Annotated in this window: 16 protein-coding genes; 14 read left to right on the top strand and 2 right to left on the bottom strand. The window is 45.3% G+C overall.

The features are described from left to right. The first annotated feature begins 102 nt into the window (after positions 1–102). Complete coding sequence (locus tag AC23N5_RS09785; protein ID WP_487755424.1) at positions 103–780, top strand: SGNH/GDSL hydrolase family protein; 678 nt, start codon at positions 103–105, stop codon at positions 778–780. A gap of 18 nt (positions 781–798) precedes the next feature. On the opposite strand, the gene AC23N5_RS09780 is transcribed toward AC23N5_RS09785, so the two are convergent. Continuing rightward, a complete protein-coding gene (locus tag AC23N5_RS09780; protein ID WP_487755423.1) occupies positions 799–1,215 on the bottom strand; it encodes a molybdenum cofactor biosynthesis protein MoaE in 417 nt (138 codons plus the stop codon). A gap of 156 nt (positions 1,216–1,371) precedes the next feature. Between AC23N5_RS09780 and AC23N5_RS09775 the strand changes: the two genes are divergently transcribed. Further along, positions 1,372–2,631, top strand: a complete 1,260-nt coding sequence (locus AC23N5_RS09775; protein ID WP_487755422.1) for a metallophosphoesterase — start codon at positions 1,372–1,374, stop codon at positions 2,629–2,631. A 13-nt stretch (positions 2,632–2,644) separates the two neighbouring features. Here the strand turns inward: AC23N5_RS09775 and AC23N5_RS09770 are convergent, their stop codons facing one another. Beyond that, positions 2,645–3,490, bottom strand: coding sequence for an MBL fold metallo-hydrolase (locus tag AC23N5_RS09770; protein WP_487755421.1), 846 nt, complete (start codon positions 3,488–3,490; stop codon positions 2,645–2,647). Between the two features lie 153 nt (positions 3,491–3,643). Here AC23N5_RS09770 and AC23N5_RS09765 point away from each other — a divergent pair, with 153 nt between their 5' ends. The 12 genes from AC23N5_RS09765 to mnmE all read left to right on the top strand — a co-directional run bounded on the left by AC23N5_RS09765 (position 3,644) and on the right by mnmE (position 18,525). Continuing rightward, entirely contained in the window at positions 3,644–4,366 is a 723-nt protein-coding gene (locus tag AC23N5_RS09765) for a hypothetical protein (RefSeq protein ID WP_487755420.1), read from the top strand. 312 nt (positions 4,367–4,678) lie between these two features. Next, entirely contained in the window at positions 4,679–5,872 is a 1,194-nt protein-coding gene (trpB, locus tag AC23N5_RS09760; protein ID WP_487755419.1) for a tryptophan synthase subunit beta, read from the top strand. A 3-nt stretch (positions 5,873–5,875) separates the two neighbouring features. Then, the gene (gene trpA / locus AC23N5_RS09755; protein ID WP_487755418.1) at positions 5,876–6,655 is read left to right on the top strand and encodes a tryptophan synthase subunit alpha; all 780 of its coding nucleotides are present in this window, start codon (positions 5,876–5,878) and stop codon (positions 6,653–6,655) included. 115 nt (positions 6,656–6,770) lie between these two features. Then, complete coding sequence (gene mfd, locus AC23N5_RS09750; RefSeq protein ID WP_487755417.1) at positions 6,771–10,136, top strand: transcription-repair coupling factor; 3,366 nt, start codon at positions 6,771–6,773, stop codon at positions 10,134–10,136. Between the two features lie 167 nt (positions 10,137–10,303). Next, positions 10,304–11,569 carry a glycoside hydrolase family 140 protein gene (locus AC23N5_RS09745; RefSeq protein ID WP_221225579.1) on the top strand — a complete coding sequence of 422 codons (1,266 nt, stop codon included), beginning with the start codon at positions 10,304–10,306 and terminating at the stop codon, positions 11,567–11,569. A 97-nt stretch (positions 11,570–11,666) separates the two neighbouring features. Beyond that, positions 11,667–13,688 carry an OmpA family protein gene (locus AC23N5_RS09740; RefSeq protein ID WP_487755416.1) on the top strand — a complete coding sequence of 674 codons (2,022 nt, stop codon included), beginning with the start codon at positions 11,667–11,669 and terminating at the stop codon, positions 13,686–13,688. An 11-nt stretch (positions 13,689–13,699) separates the two neighbouring features. Further along, complete coding sequence (locus AC23N5_RS09735; RefSeq protein ID WP_487755415.1) at positions 13,700–14,881, top strand: metallophosphoesterase family protein; 1,182 nt, start codon at positions 13,700–13,702, stop codon at positions 14,879–14,881. Positions 14,882–14,895: 14 nt separating this feature from the next. Next, complete coding sequence (locus AC23N5_RS09730) at positions 14,896–15,441, top strand: LVIVD repeat-containing protein (RefSeq protein ID WP_487755414.1); 546 nt, start codon at positions 14,896–14,898, stop codon at positions 15,439–15,441. A gap of 9 nt (positions 15,442–15,450) precedes the next feature. Then, positions 15,451–16,212 (top strand): LVIVD repeat-containing protein, encoded by a 762-nt coding sequence (locus tag AC23N5_RS09725; RefSeq protein WP_487755413.1) that lies wholly within the window; start codon positions 15,451–15,453, stop codon positions 16,210–16,212. A gap of 10 nt (positions 16,213–16,222) precedes the next feature. Next, positions 16,223–16,936: a hypothetical protein gene (locus AC23N5_RS09720; protein WP_487755412.1), complete on the top strand. Its 714-nt coding sequence runs from the start codon at positions 16,223–16,225 to the stop codon at positions 16,934–16,936. 39 nt (positions 16,937–16,975) lie between these two features. Beyond that, positions 16,976–17,176 (top strand): DUF4177 domain-containing protein, encoded by a 201-nt coding sequence (locus AC23N5_RS09715; protein WP_122930634.1) that lies wholly within the window; start codon positions 16,976–16,978, stop codon positions 17,174–17,176. Continuing rightward, complete coding sequence (gene mnmE / locus AC23N5_RS09710) at positions 17,176–18,525, top strand: tRNA uridine-5-carboxymethylaminomethyl(34) synthesis GTPase MnmE (RefSeq protein ID WP_487755411.1); 1,350 nt, start codon at positions 17,176–17,178, stop codon at positions 18,523–18,525. Before AC23N5_RS09715 ends, mnmE begins: the two co-directional genes overlap by 1 nt. Positions 18,526–18,557 lie beyond the last annotated feature (32 nt).

Genomic DNA, 18,557 nt, shown 5'->3' with positions numbered 1-18,557 from the left:
CACAACTCAAAGAAAGTAAACCTTCGGCATTTTGAGGTTGTTAGGGTTAGAATGAAGGAAGAAACTGCTTTTCTAAACGAATCAATTTTTACACACTTTTCAATGAAATCCATTTTTCACTACCTCAAATTAGCCCTTGTGGCCATTCCCTTGTTGGCATTTCAGCAAGACAAACCGCTCCGAATTGTTTTCTTTGGCGATTCGATTACCCAAGCTGCCGTTAAACCTGGTGGCTACATCGTTAAAATGGGTGAAATGCTTGAAAAACAAGGACTAAAGGATAAATATGAGCTAATTGGAGCGGGAATTGGAGGGAATAAAGTATATGACCTTTACTTGCGCTTGGAAGACGATGTGTTAGCAAAACAACCCAATATTGTGGTGATTTACGTAGGGGTAAACGATGTTTGGCACAAAGCCTCATCGGGAACAGGTACTGACCCTGATAAATTTGTTCGTTTCTACGAAGCATTGTTGAAGAAGTTCAAAGCCGCCAACATTCGGGTGGCTATGTGTACACCCGCCGTCATTGGTGAGCGCACTGATTTCTCCAACCAACAAGACGGAGATTTGAACCGTTATTCGCAGCTAATTCGGGATTTGGCCAAAAAGCAAGGGCTGCCTTTGATTGACCTTCGTAAATCGTTTTTAGACTATAACCTAAAAAATAACGCCACCAACGACGAAAAAAATATCCTCACAACCGATCGCGTTCACCTCAATGATGCTGGAAATCAGCTCGTAGCAGACGAAATGTGGAAAGTGTTGAAGGGAATGTAGAGGGAATGTCGAGTGCTCTTATGGGTGGGCGGCGACCCAAATTTCGCCGTCTTCAAAAAATTCTTTTTTCCAAATCGGTACCGTTTCTTTTAAGGTATCAATCGCAAATTGACACGCTTCAAAGGCAGCCTTTCGGTGGGCGCAGGCAACGGCAATAATGACTGGAACCTCGCCGATGGCAAGCACGCCTACGCGATGATGAATCGAAATCTTTAACACTGGCCAGCGACGCACCGCTTCTTCGGCGATTTTCTGCATTTCTTTGATGGCCATAGGGGCATAAGCCTCAAATTCCAGCCGTAATACCCGCTTCCCTTTGGTTTGATTACGAACCGTGCCGACAAAAGTGACAAGTCCCCCTGCATCGTCAGAAAGAACGTATTGATAACAGGCATCAAGTGAAAGTGGCGCGTCGGTGAGTTGAATATCTATCATTGGGTGAAAAGCTTAACAAAATTACTCGGCCTCAAAAATAGTCAGTTCATCCCAACTATTTGCCGTTTCCCACAATTCTGACCAAGAAAAACACTTTTTTAAAGCGTCTTTTGTTACTCATCCATTGTCAAAATTGTAATTTTCCCTTCTAGCTTTATGAACCGATTACCAGCCATTCTCCTCACAATAGGCTTTTTTTTTCTGTTGGATTTGTATGTTTTTCAGGCCGTAAAAACCCTTTCTCGCGCTAGTTCACTAGAAACCCGCCGACTCATTTCAACCATTTATTGGGCTATTCCCGTGGCAAGTTTAGTGGTTTGGATTGTCACTCAGTTCATCATTCCGCCCGATTCCCTTTCGAGAACCACGCGTCAACTCATCTGGAGTGCGTTGTTGATTCCCTATTTTGCCAAATTTTTTGGCATGTTTTTACTCCTTATCGACGATGTCGTACGTTTTGGAAAATGGGTGGTCAGTCTCTTTCAATCACAGCCACCTACAACAACCCCCGTCGTGGACACCCCTACAATTCCTCGTTCGGAGTTTTTGATGAAATCTGCCTTGGCCGTGGCAGGTACGACAGTCGCGGGATTTACCTATGGTATCATTTCGGGAGCGCACGATTACCGCATTCGCCGCGTTCGGGTGCCAGTTAAAAACCTGCCAAAAGCGTTTGAAGGAATAAAAATTGCTCAGTTGTCGGATATTCACTCGGGGAGTTTTTTTAACAAAACAGCCGTTCAAGGCGGTGTCGATATGCTGATGGCCGAAAAACCCGATTTATTTTTCTTTACAGGAGATTTGGTCAATAATACCGCCGATGAAGTAAAAAATTACATTGATATTTTCAAAAAAGTAAAAGCACCTTTGGGTCAATTTTCGGTGTTGGGTAACCACGATTACGGCGATTATTACCAATGGCCTTCGGTAGAAGCCAAAATAAAAAATCTCAATGATTTGAAAGATGCGCACCGTTTGTTGGGCTGGGATTTACTCCTTGACGAACACCGCGCCATTAAAGTGGGCAACGAGCAAATTGGTTTATTAGGGATTCAAAACTGGGGAATGGGTGGTTTTGCCAAATACGGAAGCTTGGAAAAAGCCCACCAACGTACCGATGACTTTCCCGTCAAATTACTTCTGTCGCACGACCCAAGCCATTGGAACGCCCAAGTAACTTCGCAGTTTAAGGACATTGACGTTGCTTTTGCGGGGCACACCCACGGAATGCAATTTGGGGTAGAAGTGGGCGGTTTTCAATGGAGCCCCGTGCAGTATCGATACAAACAGTGGGGTGGTTTATATACCCAAGGCGACCAACATTTATACGTCAATCGCGGTTTTGGGTATATTGGCTACCCTGGTCGAGTCGGTATTTTGCCCGAAATTACTTTAATGGAATTAGTGAGGGCATAACCAACCAAAATGGTTATTCAATGTCAATGCCTTCTCCCAATTGTAAAACTTTATAAGGAGTGTGATACAGCCGAGCAAAGTGTTCAAATTCACTTGGTTCGGCTGTATTAAATTCAAATAGATGGTAATGATGAGGAATAACCAATTTGGCACCAATCTCCTTCCCAAGGCGGGCTGCTTCTTCGGCATTGAGGTTGCCTGCTACCCGCCGCTCAGGCTTGTTGCCGTTGATAGGTAAAAATGCTACGTCAACTTGGTAAGGTGAGAGAAGTTCGGGCAAACCATCGAACCAAAGGGTATCGCCCGAATGATACACCCGATAGGAGCCAAATTCAACGACAAAGCCCATGAATTTACAGCGGCCTTGGTCGTCTCGCTCAACCGTGTTGTGGGCGGCGGGGATGCCATGAAGTGTAAAGTTCTTTATTTCAAGGCATTCTCCGTCGTTTATTCCTTTTGGCCAAGTAGTAGAACAGCCTAATCGTTGGCACACAAATGCCCGATTAGCTTCAGGAATGACCATTTGGATGGATGGGTTTTGGCCAAAAATAGGTAAAAGCGTTTCGGCATCGAGGTGGTCGGTATGGTTGTGCGACGACGTGACGATGTCGATACCTTCAAGCAATTCAGGCGCAATCACCTGTTCACTCATACGAACGTGTGGTTTGTCGGTTTGGGCGTACTTGATGCTTAACGAATCGGACAAATAGGGGTCAAACAATAAATGCTTCCCTTGCCATTGAATCAAAAAACCACTTTGCCCCAGCCACCATGTCCGAAAACCTGAAGGATTTGATTGGCTTTTTCTAATATCAGCAAGGAGTGCTTCGTCTTTTTGAAACGCTTGAATCAGGGCCATGTTATAACCATTTTCTTTGTTATGCAAAAGCCAAAAAACGACGAAAAATACCGCCGAAAAATAATCTAATCGCTTATAATTTCGTTTTTTAAGACTTTCGACCGTAATTAGCGTCTTGTTGCCGTCTTTATTTATTAACCTTATTAACTACCCATGATACGTTCTGGCTTTTTGGGATTTTTTTTAGTTGCTATTTGTATATCAACTGGTTTTGCACAAGATTATGACCGTTTCACCTTGAACATTGCGGCTGGCAAAAGTTTGTCTGTTCGGGAACTTGCTACCAAAGTTTTTGGAGAAACGCGTGGTGAAATTGCGGGAGACGGTATTGGTGCGCAATTTGTGGCCAGCTATTATCCGACCAAACGTCTTGGGTTAGCGGTCAGGGTTTCCTACAATAAAAACGAAACTAGGGAAGAAGGAATTCAGAAGATTGCGTTAAATCAATATGGCATCCTTAATCCAGTGGTGGTAGAAGCAAAAGAATGGGATGTATTGAGTGCGATGATTGGACCTACATTGCGCTTAGGCGGTAGTCGTCTTGGATTAGAAGGGCGACTATTGGTGGGTTATGCCAAAGTGAACAGTCCGATGTTTGTAACAACGGGTGCTTTTCAAAATTATAACATCAACGTAGAAACTTCGAGCCAAATGGCGTCAGATTTAGCATACGGTGCAGGGGCTACGTTTCATATTGGGCTTTTTAGCGGAGTAGCGCTTGTGGTCAATGCCGATGCAAGTTTGATAAGCACAACCTTTAAGGGTGTAAATAATAAAGTAACAACGACGGGTTTTCCTCCCGTTACGCAATCGGTAGATATTCAGCAAAATGTAGGAGTCGTCAATGTAACTGGAGGTTTACGATTTGCATTTTAGGGCAATTATTAACACCGATTTTGATGATGCTCAAATCGCAGGTTTGGCCGACGTGACGCTGGATGTTGTCAAAAAAATACGATTAGAGCATAAATAAAAAAGTTTTCCTACATTTACGGCATGAATAATTCAGCCCTTTATACGACTTGCTGGTGGCGCACTTTCCAACGGAGAAAGTGTGAACAGTCATGGCGTGTCCTTTAAGAGGGTATTGTATAAAAATACATGAAGCCACCTGTTTACAGGTGGCTTTTTTTGTTTTCGGCCCTCCCCATTCGTTTTTTCTCTTCTGCCAAACCAATTTTTACAAAAATGTCATATCAAGTAAACCAACACGGATTTTATGGCCCTTACGGAGGTGCCTACGTACCCGAAGTTCTGTACCCCAATATCGAAGAACTTCAACAACATTACCAGCATATATTACGCTCGGAACGTTTTCAAAAAGAATACGAAACGCTGCTTTCTCAGTTTGTTGCAAGGCCCACGCCTTTGTATGAAGCCCGTCGGTTATCGGAAGAAATCGGTGCAAGAATATTTCTGAAACGAGAAGATGTCTGTCATACGGGCTCACACAAATTGAACAATACACTTGGACAAGTGCTATTGGCAAAACAACTGGGCAAAAGGAAAATCATTGCCGAAACAGGGGCGGGTTCACACGGAGTCGCGACGGCGACGGTGTGTGCGTTGTTGAACTTGGAATGTTGTGTTTATATGGGGGAAGTTGATATGCAACGCCAACACCCAAACGTAGAACGAATGCGCTTGTTAGGAGCCACGGTGATTCCAGCCACGTCGGGAAGTAAAACCCTGAAAGATGCCGTCAATGAGGCATTTAGAGCTTGGATAAATGAACCAGAAGATACTTTTTACGTAATTGGCTCGGTGTTTGGCCCCCATCCTTATCCCGACATGGTCGCCAGTTTGCAGTCCGTTATAAGCAAAGAATTGCGTGAGCAAGTTCCCGCCATTACGGGGCAGCAACTGCCCGATTATGTCGTTGCCTGTGTGGGAGGTGGGAGCAATGCCATCGGTAGTTTTTACCATTTTTTAGACGAACCTTCGGTGCAGCTCATTGCGGCCGAAGCAGCAGGAAAAGGCATCGAAACGGATTATTCGGCGGCGGCTACGTTCTTGGGAAAACAAGGAATTTTGCACGGTACACAGACTCTTTTTATGCAAACGCCCGACGGACAAGTAAAGGAGGCGCATTCGGTTTCGGCTGGACTGGACTATCCTGGTATTGGGCCACAATTGGCGTATTTACACCACCAAAAACGCGCACAGTTTGTGGCAGTAACCGATAAGGATGCCCTCGATGCGGCCCTATTACTTTCAAAAATAGAAGGCATCATACCCGCGCTAGAATCGGCTCATGCCATAGCGGCCTTGCGACAACTTTCGTTGGCACCTGCTCAAGTGGTGGTGGTTTGCTTATCAGGCAGGGGTGACAAAGACCTAGAGACTTACATCAATTATCGCTCTACCCAAAACACTTTATAATTCATGAAAACTAGCAATAGACTTGTAACTACATTTCAGTCAAAGCCTTCTTTGTTAAGTCTTTACATAACGGCAGGGTTCCCGAAATTGACCGACACGACAGTGCTGTTGAAAGAGCTTCAAAGAGCAAATATTGATTTTGTGGAAGTTGGACTCCCGTTTTCAGATTCTTTGATGGACGGCCCCACGATTCAGCATAGCCACCAAGTTGCCCTTGAAAATGGAATGACGCTGGAGGTTTTAATGGAGCAACTTGATTCGGTTCGTTCCGAAATTTCGTATCCACTGGTGTTGATGGGTGCCCTCAATCCAATTGTTCAGTTTGGGGTAGAACGTTTTTGCGAACGTTGTCACCAAGTTGGTATTGATGGAGTTTTGATTCCAGACTTGACTTTGTCGGAGTACCAGAAGAATTTCAAGACATTGTACCAAAAATACCACCTTGCCCCCATTTTTATGGTTACACCTCGTACAAGCGAGGCGCGATTGCTGGAAATTGACGCCGAAGGAAGCGGCTTTTTGTATGTCATGTCGTCGAGTTCAACAACGGGTGCTGCCAACAAAACGTTGTCAGATAGTAAGGCGTATTTGGAACGGATTCAGGCACTTCCATTGCGAAATCCCAAGGCAATAGGGTTTAATATATCAACCCGTGAAGAGGTAGAATTTGCGCATCGTTACGGCCAAGGAGCGATTGTTGGCTCGGCGTTTATCCGAAAACTACAACAAACTGACGCTTCAAAGGCGGTTGAAGATTTTGTGAAAGAGCTAAGACTTAATTGAAGTGCATCGGTTTGTGAGGTAAATTAAATCAATTTCTTCCTAACTTTGTTGTATAAATAATGCCAAAATTGGTTGAAAAAACAACCTACTTTTGTGGCTTTTTAGAATTAAGATAATGCTTTCAACCCACGATTTTCTTCAGTTATACGCCAACGACAGCCTCGTTCAAGTCATTGTAAATCAGATTTCAAGCGCCCAGCAGCACGTCCAGCTCAAGGGGCTTGCTGGGAGCTTGGATGCTGTCATTGGGGCGGCGGTACATCAAAGCTTGCCTCGATTGGGCTTGTTCGTAGCCAGCGACCGTGAAGAGGCCGCTTACCTACAAAACGACTTGCAAAATTTACTTGGCAAAGAAGTTTTGTATTACCCAACCTCCTACAAACGCCCCTACCACTACGAGGAAATTGAGAATGCCAACGTGCTCATGCGCGCTGAGATTTTGAATAAACTCAACGTGGCCGTACCTGATAATTTTTTGGTGGTGACTTACCCAGAGGCGCTTTTTGAAAAAGTAATCAACAAACGATCATTGCTTACCAATACCTTCACCGTAAGAGTAGGCGAGCGGTTAGATGCGCAGTTTTTGCGTGAATTTTTGTTGGGATACGACTTCGAAATAACTGATTTTGTGTTTGAAGCGGGTCAGTTTTCGGTGCGAGGGGGGATAATTGACGTGTTTTCTTATGCCAGTGAATACCCCTATCGCATCGAATTGTTCGGGGATGAAGTAGAAAGTATTCGATCGTTTAATCCCGATTCGCAGTTGTCGGTAGAGGCGGTTAAGCACGTCAACATTATTCCTGATATTCAAAACAAATTGACGCTCGAAACCCGTGAGTCGTTTTTGAGTTTTCTTCCAACCAATGCCCTTTTGTGGTTTAAAGACGTAGAGTTGACCCTTGAGGTGATTGAAGAATGTTTTGAAAAGGCCGAAAATGCCCTGACTGGTGTTAAAAGTGGCGATATTCAATTGGTATCTGACCCGAACGAGATTTTTGAAACGCGCCGTGGGTTTTTGAACCAAATAAAAACCTTCAAAACGATTGAGTTTGGAAGGCGTTTTTATGGCCCATTTAGCCCAAAAAGCGATACAAACAATGCTTCTTTTCGAGAAACATGGGGGGCAAAACCGCAGCCTTCTTTTAACAAAGATTTCAAACGATTGATTGATGATTTGTCCGAACGCCAGCACCAAGGTTACACCAACGTGATTGTGGCGGAATCGGCCAAACAATTGGAACGTTTGGAGAAAATAGTGAATGAGCTTGACCCGTATGTCAAGTTTCGCCCCATGAATATTTCGCTTCGAGAGGGGTACATCGACGACCAGCTCAAGGTGATTTGTTATACCGACCACCAAATATTTTCACGCTTCCACAAATACCACGTCAAGGAGAAATTTAGTAAGTCAAAAGCCTTGACATTGAAGGAGTTGAAATCGTTGAAAACGGGCGATTTTGTAACCCACGTGGACTATGGAATTGGGCGTTTTGCGGGCTTGGAAAAGGTAGATGTAGGGGGGCGAGACCAAGAAGCGATTCGCCTGATTTACCGCGACAATGACATTTTGTTTGTCAGTATCCACAGTTTGCACAAAATCGCGAAATACACAGGCAAAGAAGGCGGCGTAGTGACCATGAGTAAATTGGGCTCGCCAGAGTGGGAAAACAAAAAATCAAAAGTAAAACGACAACTCAAGGACATTGCGCAGGAGTTGATTGGACTTTATGCCAAACGCCGAAATGCCCAAGGTTTTGCTTTTACGAAAGATACCTACCTACAAGCCGAACTCGAATCGTCGTTTTTGTACGAAGATACGCCTGACCAAGCCAAGTCAACGGCGGATGTGAAAGAGGACATGGAGAAACCGCATCCGATGGATCGTTTGGTCTGTGGTGATGTGGGTTTTGGGAAAACAGAAGTGGCCGTTCGGGCGGCGTTTAAGGCCGTAACCGATAGCAAACAAGTGGCTGTGTTGGTGCCGACGACGATTTTGGCCATGCAACATTACAAAACGTTCAGCGAGCGTTTGGCCGATTTCCCTGCGCGGGTTGAGTACATCAACCGCTTCAAATCTGAAAAACAAATCAAGGAGATTTTGAAGGAGGTAGAAGCGGGAAGGGTGGATATTTTGATAGGTACGCACCGCATTGTCAATAAAGACATCAAGTTCAAAGATTTGGGCTTGTTGATTATTGATGAAGAACAAAAGTTTGGGGTAAAGGTCAAAGACCGATTAAAAGAAATGCGTGTCAATATCGACGTGCTGACCCTGACGGCAACCCCGATTCCGCGAACGCTCCACTTTTCTCTCTTGGGCGCCCGTGACTTGTCGGTGATTGCGACGCCTCCACCAAACCGCCAGCCAGTAACGACTGAGGTGCAGGTCTTTAGTGAAATATTTATTCGTGATGCGGTAAGTTATGAGCTTAACCGCGGTGGGCAAGTTTTCTTTGTCCATAATCGTGTCAACGACATTGAGTCTATTGCCAACTTGATTTTGCGCTTGGTTCCAGAGGCCCGTATTGGGGTTGCGCACGGCCAAATGGAAGGCGATAAACTGGAAAAGGTGATGATGCGCTTCATCGAGGGCGAATACGATATTTTGGTAAGTACCAACATCATCGAATCAGGGATTGATATACCAAATGCCAATACCATCATCATCAATTCAGCTCATTATTTTGGGATGTCAGACCTTCACCAAATGCGGGGTAGGGTAGGACGTTCCAACCGAAAAGCATTTTGTTATTTGTTGACGCCGCCCATTTCCCACTTGACCACCGATGCCCGCAAACGACTTCAAACGTTGGAAGAGTTTTCGGAGCTAGGCGATGGCTTCAAAGTGTCAATGCGTGACCTTGATATTCGGGGGGCAGGAAATTTATTGGGCGCCGAGCAGAGTGGTTTTGTCAATGACCTTGGGTATGAAATGTACCATAAGATTTTGGACGAAGCCGTGCAAGAATTAAAACAAACGACGTTCAAGGATTTGTTTGATTTGGGCGAGGCGGTACAGGCCATTCAGGTCGATTGCCAGATTGAAACCGACTTGTCGATTTTGATTCCAGATTATTACGTAAAAAATATTTCGGAACGTTTGTCGTTATATACTCGTCTGGACAACCTCAAGAGTGAAGAAGAATTGAGCGCTTTTGGTGATGAGGTTGCAGACCGCTTCGGTCCTTTACCTGAGGAAGTAACGTGGTTGATTGAGATGGTGAGAATCAGGTGGATGGCCGAAGCGCTTTTTATGGATAAGTTGACCCTCAAAAATAATACGCTCAAAGGCTACATTATTTCAACTGGCAACGATTCGTTTTTCCAGTCTCCAAAATTTGGGCATATCCTCAGTCATATCCAACGCAATCCCAAGCGTTTTGCGCTCAAAGACCTTAAAAACAAATTGCTTCTTACTTGCTCCGACGTTAGGAGCTTGCCTGAGCTACGCAAGGTCTTGGAAGAACTGACGGTGAAGTAGGTGGGTAGTTCTTCGTTTTTTATTAGTTTTGCCCCTTTCCTAACCTTCTTGACTCTTTTGTTATGCCCCAAACGTTACGTGTGATTTTACTGTTGCTTCTTGCGACAACTACGCTCTTTGCCCAAAAGAAAAAACGAAGATCGTCTTCTCGAAAAAAGAAGGCGCCAGTGACCGTAGTTAGCCAAGGCATTTTTCCGTTGAAAGTCAGTAAAAATGGCCGTTATCTTACCGACAAACACAACCGCCCCTTTTTGCTAAATGCAGATGCGGGCTGGAATCTTCTTGCTAAACTTAAACTAGAAGAGGCAAAAGTGTATTTGTCGGCCCGTAATGCACAGCAATTCAATACGGTTTTTGTCCAGTTGCTCCCAACCGAACCCGACGATGCAAACGCGTATGGTCAGTTTCCGTTTGCGTCCAAAGGCGACTTTTCCAATCCTAACGAAAAGTATTTCCAATACGTGGAAGAGGTAGTTCGTTATGCGTCTCATTTGCAAATTGTGGTGGCGCTTGCACCCGCTTGGCTAGGGTGTTGTAAAACGAATTGGGATGAGGTGCAGCGAAAAAATGGCACCGACAAATGCCGCACGTATGGTGCTTATTTGGGAAGACGATTTAATAAATTTTCAAATATACTCTGGGTAATGGGCGGCGACCGTGATCCCCAACAGGAGGAAATCGTGCAGCGGGCGATGGCCGAGGGCATCAAAGCCGAAGCGCCGCATCACCTGATGACCTACCACGCGGCAAGCTCGCATTCCAGCACGGATGTGGCAGGCAAAGAAGCCTGGCTGGATTTTAGTATGATATACACGTATTTTCGGGGAAAGACGGGTACTTGGACCATGGAAATGCCCCAAGTCTATGAAGCCTCATTGAGCGAACATAACAAGAATCCCCGAAAGGTATTTATTTTAGGTGAATCACAGTATGAGGATGAAAAAGATGGAAATGCCCAAGTGATTCGTCGGCAGGCGTATTGGTCGCTATTAAGTGGTGGAAGTGGGCATTGTTACGGAAGTTCAGTCGCTGATTTTGGGGACGATTGGCGGCAAAAAATCCAACTTCGAGGCGCACAGGATATGGAGCTGTATTTTAAAATTTTTAGCGGATTGCCGTGGTACTTGTTTCGACCCGATACCACCGATGAGGTTTTGGTAGAAGGGCGAGGTACGTACGGAAATGATGATTACGGGATTGTGTCGGTGTTGCCCAACAACCGCATGGCGGCCATTTATATACCCACAAGTAGGACATTAAAAGTGAATGTTGGTAAAATAAATGGTACAAATATTCGCGCTTTATGGATTAATCCCCAGACCAACAAACGGTTCATTGGTGGCTATTTTAAACCGCAGGGAATCAGGGAACTTACGCCACCTACCTTGGATGAAGATTGGTTGCTGTTGCTAGGCAATGTAGGCCGAAAGTAAATCTGTCAAATCTGTACCAGAAGGTGTTTTTGGAACGATTTTTGCTTATTTTTACCGAATAATAAACACATAAAATAGAACTTACTTCATCGCTGTAATGACCAAGATAACGTGTTGGTTGTACTGTTTTTTGGGTTTTGTGGGTCTTTGCCGCGCACAAGAGGTGCAGTGGGCCAGTAAGTTACAGGGTTTTTCTTCTGAATATATCAAAGAGTCAACGGGCAAAGAATACAGGGCTGTGCAAGTGTTGGGGTATCCCAATTCGATACCTCCTTTTGGCGAAACCGCCTGTGCCTGGTCGCCTTACAATGCCGATTCTAACGTTGAAGAATGGATTAAGGTCGGTTTTGATTCACCACAAAAAGCGCGCCAAATCGTCATTGTTGAAAATTTTAACCAAGGTTGCATCACCAAAGTTTTTGCTTACGATGCGGCTGGAAAAGAGGTTTCGGTGCTCGACAATGGGATGCCCGTACTGTCGGATGTAGGCCGCGTGTTATCGCTCAATATGCCCGATACTACGTTTGTGGTTAGTTCCATTAAAGTAGTTTTGAATCCGATTCGGGTAAAAGGGTACAATCAGATTGACGCCATCGGCCTAAACGCCTCTTCTAAACCTTTTGAGCTTAAAATCAATGTGTATAAAGATGCCCCCAAAGAAATTATCAAGGAAAATTTGGGCGTGGGGGTCAACTCCAAGGCCCAAGAAGTAGCGCCTGTGATTTCGCCCGATGGGAAAACGATATTTTTTACCAGGGGGAAATTTGAGAAAAATATTGGTGGCGCCGAAAATCAGGATGTTTGGTTCTCCACCCGCCAAGGCGAACTGTGGGGGGAAGCCCAGAATATGGGAAGTCCAATTAACAATGCCGACAACAATGCCATCGTGAGTATTTCGCCCGATGGAAAGACGTTGTACCTGATGAACGTTTATCGCCCCGATGGAACGATGACGTTTGGTTTGTCAAAGTCAACTCGTTCTAAATCAGGGTGGAATGCGCCTGTGGAGTGTAAAATTGAAGATATTTACAACCTTGATAAACGAAATAACACCGAGTTTGCGCTTTCCCCCAAAGGAAATGTCTTGGTTATGTCGGTCAAGCGGCAAGATACCAACGGCGACCGTGATTTGTACGTGTCATTTTTAAAGAGCGACGGCACGTGGAGCAAGCCTCTCAACATGGGAAGCGTCATTAACACTGCCGACGTAGAAAGTGCGCCTTTTATTGCTACCGACAACAAAACCCTCTACTTTACGTCCTACGGCCACGCGGGCTACGGCGGAGGTGACATTTTTATCACGCGCCGATTAGACGAAAGCTGGACGAAATGGTCGCAACCCGAAAACTTGGGCCCAGCCATCAATACACCTCAATGGGACGGCTTTTTGAGTATTCCTGCGTCGGGTGACTATGCCTACGTCAGCTCGATGCAAAATTCCATGGGGGGCGAAGATATTTTCCGTTTCAAGGTATATTCTGCCATTCGCCCCGAACCCGTAGCCATGATTTCGGGGAGTGTGTTGGATGCTGATACGAAAAAACCCGTAACAACGGAAGTGGTGACCAACTTGATGAAGGACAACTCGAACGTGTCGAAAGTAGAGTACGACCCCGAAACGGGAGAGTATAAAATTTTGCTTCCTGTGCAAGAATCTTATCGACTGAGCGCGGTGAAAGATGGTTTTTTTCCGTTGGACGAAATCGTTGACCTTTCCAAAGACAAACGCTACCGCGACATCAAACGGAATATTTTATTGGTTCCCATCAAAGAAGGAAAAAAGATTACGCTCAATACGGTGGTGTTTGAGCAAAGTAAATTTGAGCTTGTACCCCAGTCATTGCCCGATTTAGACCGCATCGCCGAAATGATGAATAAATATACCAACATGGAAATTTTGGTGGAAGGTCATACCGACAACCAAGGCGATTTTAACCTCAACATGGAACTGTCGGATAATCGAGTGAAAGAGGTAAAGAAGTACTTAATGGGGAAAGGAATTGCCGAACCGCGCATTCAAATTAAAGGTTGGGGCTCTACCAAGCCCGTTGCCAGTAACGAAATAGAAGAAACCCGTAAGAGAAACCGCCGAGTAGAATTTACGATTCTCAAGGTCTGAATTTGCCCTGCATGTCTCAGCCACCCAAACGTGAATTAAAAGAGTATGTCGCCATTGGCCATACCGAAGCCGAAAACCACTTCCGAACCCAACAGTCGCAGGTCCAACAACCCTCCATTTCTTCCGATACTACCCGTAAATTGACGGAGTTTTTGTGGTTCAACGTCTTTGGGTTTGCTTACCATTACCTCAAAAGCCGTTTTGGGAAACGCCATCCCTACCAAAGCTATCCCCAAGGAGACGATAACGGGATTTTCCAAATGGAAGGAAAAAATGGCGTAACTCAACTTGCGTTGCTTTCAGATTGGGCTTCCGATACCCCCGAATCCGACGCAGTGGGAGCAGTTGTGGCATCGCATTCCCCCGATTATTCAATTCACTTGGGCGATATTTATTTTGTCGGAACGCCCAGCGAAGTAGCCGCCAATTTTACCAGCCCCAAGGCATCGTGGCCGCGCGGGAAATGGGGCAGTTTGGCTTTGTCGGGAAACCACGAAATGTATTCCAACGGCGATGCTTTTTTCAAGTATTTACTCCCCACGATGGGGGTTCGAGAAGGCGATTCGGTGCGGATTCAAAAAGCAGGTTTTTTTTGTTTGGAAAATGATTACTGGCGCGTTATTGGACTGGATACGGGCTATACCTCGGTCGAACGTCCATTTCTAGAAGTGCTCTCTCCCCCCGATTGTCATTTACGAAAAGAACAAGTCTCGTGGCTGCGCGAACAGGTACAATTAGGAAACCCCGCCGATCAGCGTGGTATCGTGTTCTTGAGTCATCATCCCCCTTTTTCTTCGTTTCGTAAGTCATTTCCTGAGCCCGCCAAGCAGCTCTCCCAACTTTTAGGCGATGCCGTGCGTCCTGTTATATGGATATGGGGACACGAACACCGAATGGTCGTATATCATCCTAAACAACTCACCAACTTAACTATTAATGGTCGGTGCATTGGCCACGGAGGAATGCCTTCGGAAATTGATTTACCGAAAAATAACAAAGAGGCGATTGCCTTTTATGATCAACGAAAACGTACTACATTACGGCGCATTGATGTTGGTTTCAACGGATTTGCCTGGCTAACTTTCGACCAACAACATCTTTCCATTGAGTATCGTGATATTAACGATGCGCTGGTTTACAGGGAGTTAGTTCGAGTTGAGGAAGGTAAACTTGAGTTTTTGCCAATCACTTAAAAACTGTAAAACGTATGAAAAAATTAAGCTACCTCGTTTTCATCGGCATAGGGCTGGTAGTGGGGTGCCAATCTGGCGTGGATGTCAACGAACCACCTGCGGGAGCACCTGCGTTCAGCGGGGAAGGCTATCGCCCAATTTATGCTTCTGAAAATGAGGTGAACCAAGTGACAACCGAAGCGCCGCAGCCGCTGAAAAAACCTGGCAAAATCTACGTTAGAGGCAATTATTTGTTTATCAATGAACAGGGCAAAGGGATTCATTTGATAGACAACGCTGACCCACGAAACCCCAAAAAAATCTCGTTCATCAAGATTTTGGGGAATGTTGACATGGCGGTGAAAGGCAACTTTTTGTATGCCGACAATGGCCCCGATTTTGTGGTGCTCAACATTGCAGATCCTACGCAAGTGAAGGTAGAAAAACGAATCACCAATGCGTTTCCGTCGCCTTCATACCCTCCTTACAATCAGATTTATTTTGAGTGCGTTGAGGCATCGAAAGGTGTTGTGGTGGGTTGGGAAAAAGTGAAAATGAATCGTCCTAAATGTTTTCGTTAAGCAATCGTTATGAAAAATTTTAACTTAGCTACCCTTTGTGCGCTCTGTTTTGCATTTGCTCTTGGCTGTGCAACCGACAAAAGTGCTGACGTAAACCCCAACAGCCAAACGGGTACGGGCGGTTCGATGGCTCGATTTGCCATTGTGGGCGATGTGCTTTATTGCGTCTTGCCTGATAAGCTTCAGGTTTATTCTATCGCTAACCCAACCAATCCTGTGTCGGCAAAAACTATCCCTTTGACGGTAGGTTTGGAAACGATTTTTCCCTACAAAAATGCCCTTTTCATCGGAGCAAATGCTGGGATGTACATTTTTGATAACCAACAGCCCGATTCCCCTGTGTTGTTGTCGAGCTATTTTCACGTTCAAAGCTGCGACCCCGTCGTTGTTCAAGGAAACTATGCTTACGTTACGCTTCGTGGAGGCTCGGGCTGCCGACGAATGGCAACCGCAAGTACACTGGACGTGGTTGACGTGACTGATTTGAAAAATCCAAGGTTAATCAATTCCCAAACGATGGAATCACCCTACGGGTTGGGCGTAAGTGGCGACCAACTGTTTGTTTGCGAAGGAGATCGGGGGATGAAAATTTTTGACCTAGCCGACCCCAAACAGCCGAAATTGAAACACGTCATAGGAGACATTAAAGCCTACGATGTGATCCCTACGAGCAAAAGTTTACTAGTGACGGGCGACGGCGGCTTGATTCAATACGGTCTGCAAGAGGGCGGGAAGCTGGAGGTGTTGAGCAAATTAGCCATTGAACCTTAACACTTGCGGAATGAAAAAATACAGATGGTATTGGCTCTTTTTGTTCAGTTTAATGGGCAAAATGCTTTGGGCGCAAGATACACTTCGTCCCAAAGTAATCTTAAAAACAGTCCCCACAACCCTCATAGACCCCGATAATACGCTGACGCTTGGGGCAGAGATACCGATTGCAACGCGTTGGAGTATCTATCAAGAAGCTGGTTGGGGCAATGCAGCCCTGAGTCCTTGGGAAGATGGGAAAGAGTTTGCCAGCAAAAATAATTTCCGATTCCGAACCCAGGGCCGTTATTATTTTTCTGATCCTTATTCACAACGAGGGAGTTGGTATTTAGCCGTTGAATATTACCGAAAAGAGGTTTTTATTAAAGAATATCGGGCATTGGGCAGAGGCTGCAACCTCACCACAGGAGGATGTGCTTATTTTGAAGAAGGATTTTTGAAAACCCGTCGTCGGGTTTCGGCTAGCCATGTAAAAGCTGGTTATCAGGTGGTTGTGCCAAGGCGATTGGTGATTGATTTGTACCTTGGGGGCGGATTTCGAAACCTCTTGGTCACTAACGATGCCGAGGAGGGAAGCATAAACAACTGGTGGCGAAATGTAAATATTTTTAATTTGCGTACCCTTCAGCCAGGCAGGTACGAAACCATTCCGTCTATTACGGGCGGATTTAGTTTAGGAATTCTTCTAGGACAACGAAACCCGAAAGCATTACCTTTGCGTTAGCAAAAAAGAGATACTGCTAACCGATAAAATAGGATAAAAATGCAAACCTACGAATACAAGGTAATTGAGGTAAAACCTGGGGGTTTCTGGGGAACCAAACTTGACCCACAAGATATTGAAGATAAGCTCAATAGCATGGCAAGTGAAGGATGGGAGTTGGTGAACTCATTGGATATGAATGCCTATGAAGGGATGACTTCTAAAATTGTTTTCATTTTTAAACGGGCAAAGACTTTCTAATGGTTTTTCAGCAAGAACCTATTTGTGCCTTGGCGACCCCGTCAGGGGTAGGAGCCATTGGGGTGATTCGAGTGTCAGGAGAAGGGACATTTTCTGTCGTAAATAAACTTTTTCGAGGCAAAGACCTGACGAAAGTCGATTCCCATACGGTTCATTTTGGAACCATTCGTTCGGGCAACGACATCATTGATGAAGTTTTAATCGCTGTTTTTAAAACACCAACTTCGTTTACCAAAGAAGATACGGTCGAAATTTCTTGCCACGGCTCAGACTACATCATTCGCCAAATTTTGAAGCTCCTAGTTCAAAATGGCGCACGGTTGGCGCGTCCAGGGGAGTTTACGCAACGTGCGTTTTTGAATGGGCAGTTTGACTTAGTACAGGCCGAAGCAGTGGCCGATTTGATTGCCGCCGATTCGGCCGCTAGTCACCGCACGGCTTTGAACCAACTTCGGGGTGGATTTTCAAAAAAATTGGCATTTCTGCGCGAAGACCTGATTCATTTTGCCAGCATGGTAGAGTTGGAGTTGGATTTTGGCGAGGAAGACGTTGAATTTGCCAATCGGGACGATTTACGGGCGTTGATAACTAATCTTCAAACGACCATCGCGCCACTGATTGATTCCTTCGATTATGGAAATGCTCTTAAAGAAGGGATTCCCGTGGCCATCATTGGGGCACCCAACGTGGGCAAATCGACGTTGCTGAACGCGCTTTTGAACGAAGAAAAAGCCATTGTGACGTCGATTGCAGGAACCACCCGCGACGTTATCGAAGATCTCCTTTACCTAGATGGCATCAAATTCCGAATCATTGATACGGCAGGTATTCGTGAGACGGTTGATGTGGTGGAGTCAATTGGAATTGAACGCTCTAAAAAAGCCATGAACCAAGCCGACGTGGTGGTGCTGTTGTTTGATAGTCCAGAAACCTACGCCGAAGTGGAGCAGTTGGCCGAAGGGCTAGAGGAAGGGAAAAAGGTGTTGTGGGTAAGGAATAAAGCGGATTTGACCTCACCCAACGGAGGGGCAGGGGGTGAGGTTGAAATCCCCATTTCCGCCAAAACAGGCACGGGTATCGAAGACCTTAAAAAAGCATTGGTCGCAGTGGCAGTGGCTGCCAAAGCCGCCGACGATACTGTGGTGACCAACTTGCGTCATTATGAACACTTGGTAAAAACGCAACAAGCCCTATCGGACGTTCTGAATGGCCTAGCGATAGGAATTACGGGAGACTTTTTGGCACAAGACATTCGTTTGGCATTGCACCACTTAGGAGAAATCACTGGTCAAATCGCTACGGATGATTTATTAGCCAATATTTTCAGTAAGTTTTGTATTGGAAAGTAACAATTTTTCTATTTTACACTTCACTATAATCC

The organism is Runella sp. R5_40 (assembly GCF_057652295.1).
This window is presented reverse-complemented; position numbering and strand designations above follow the sequence as displayed.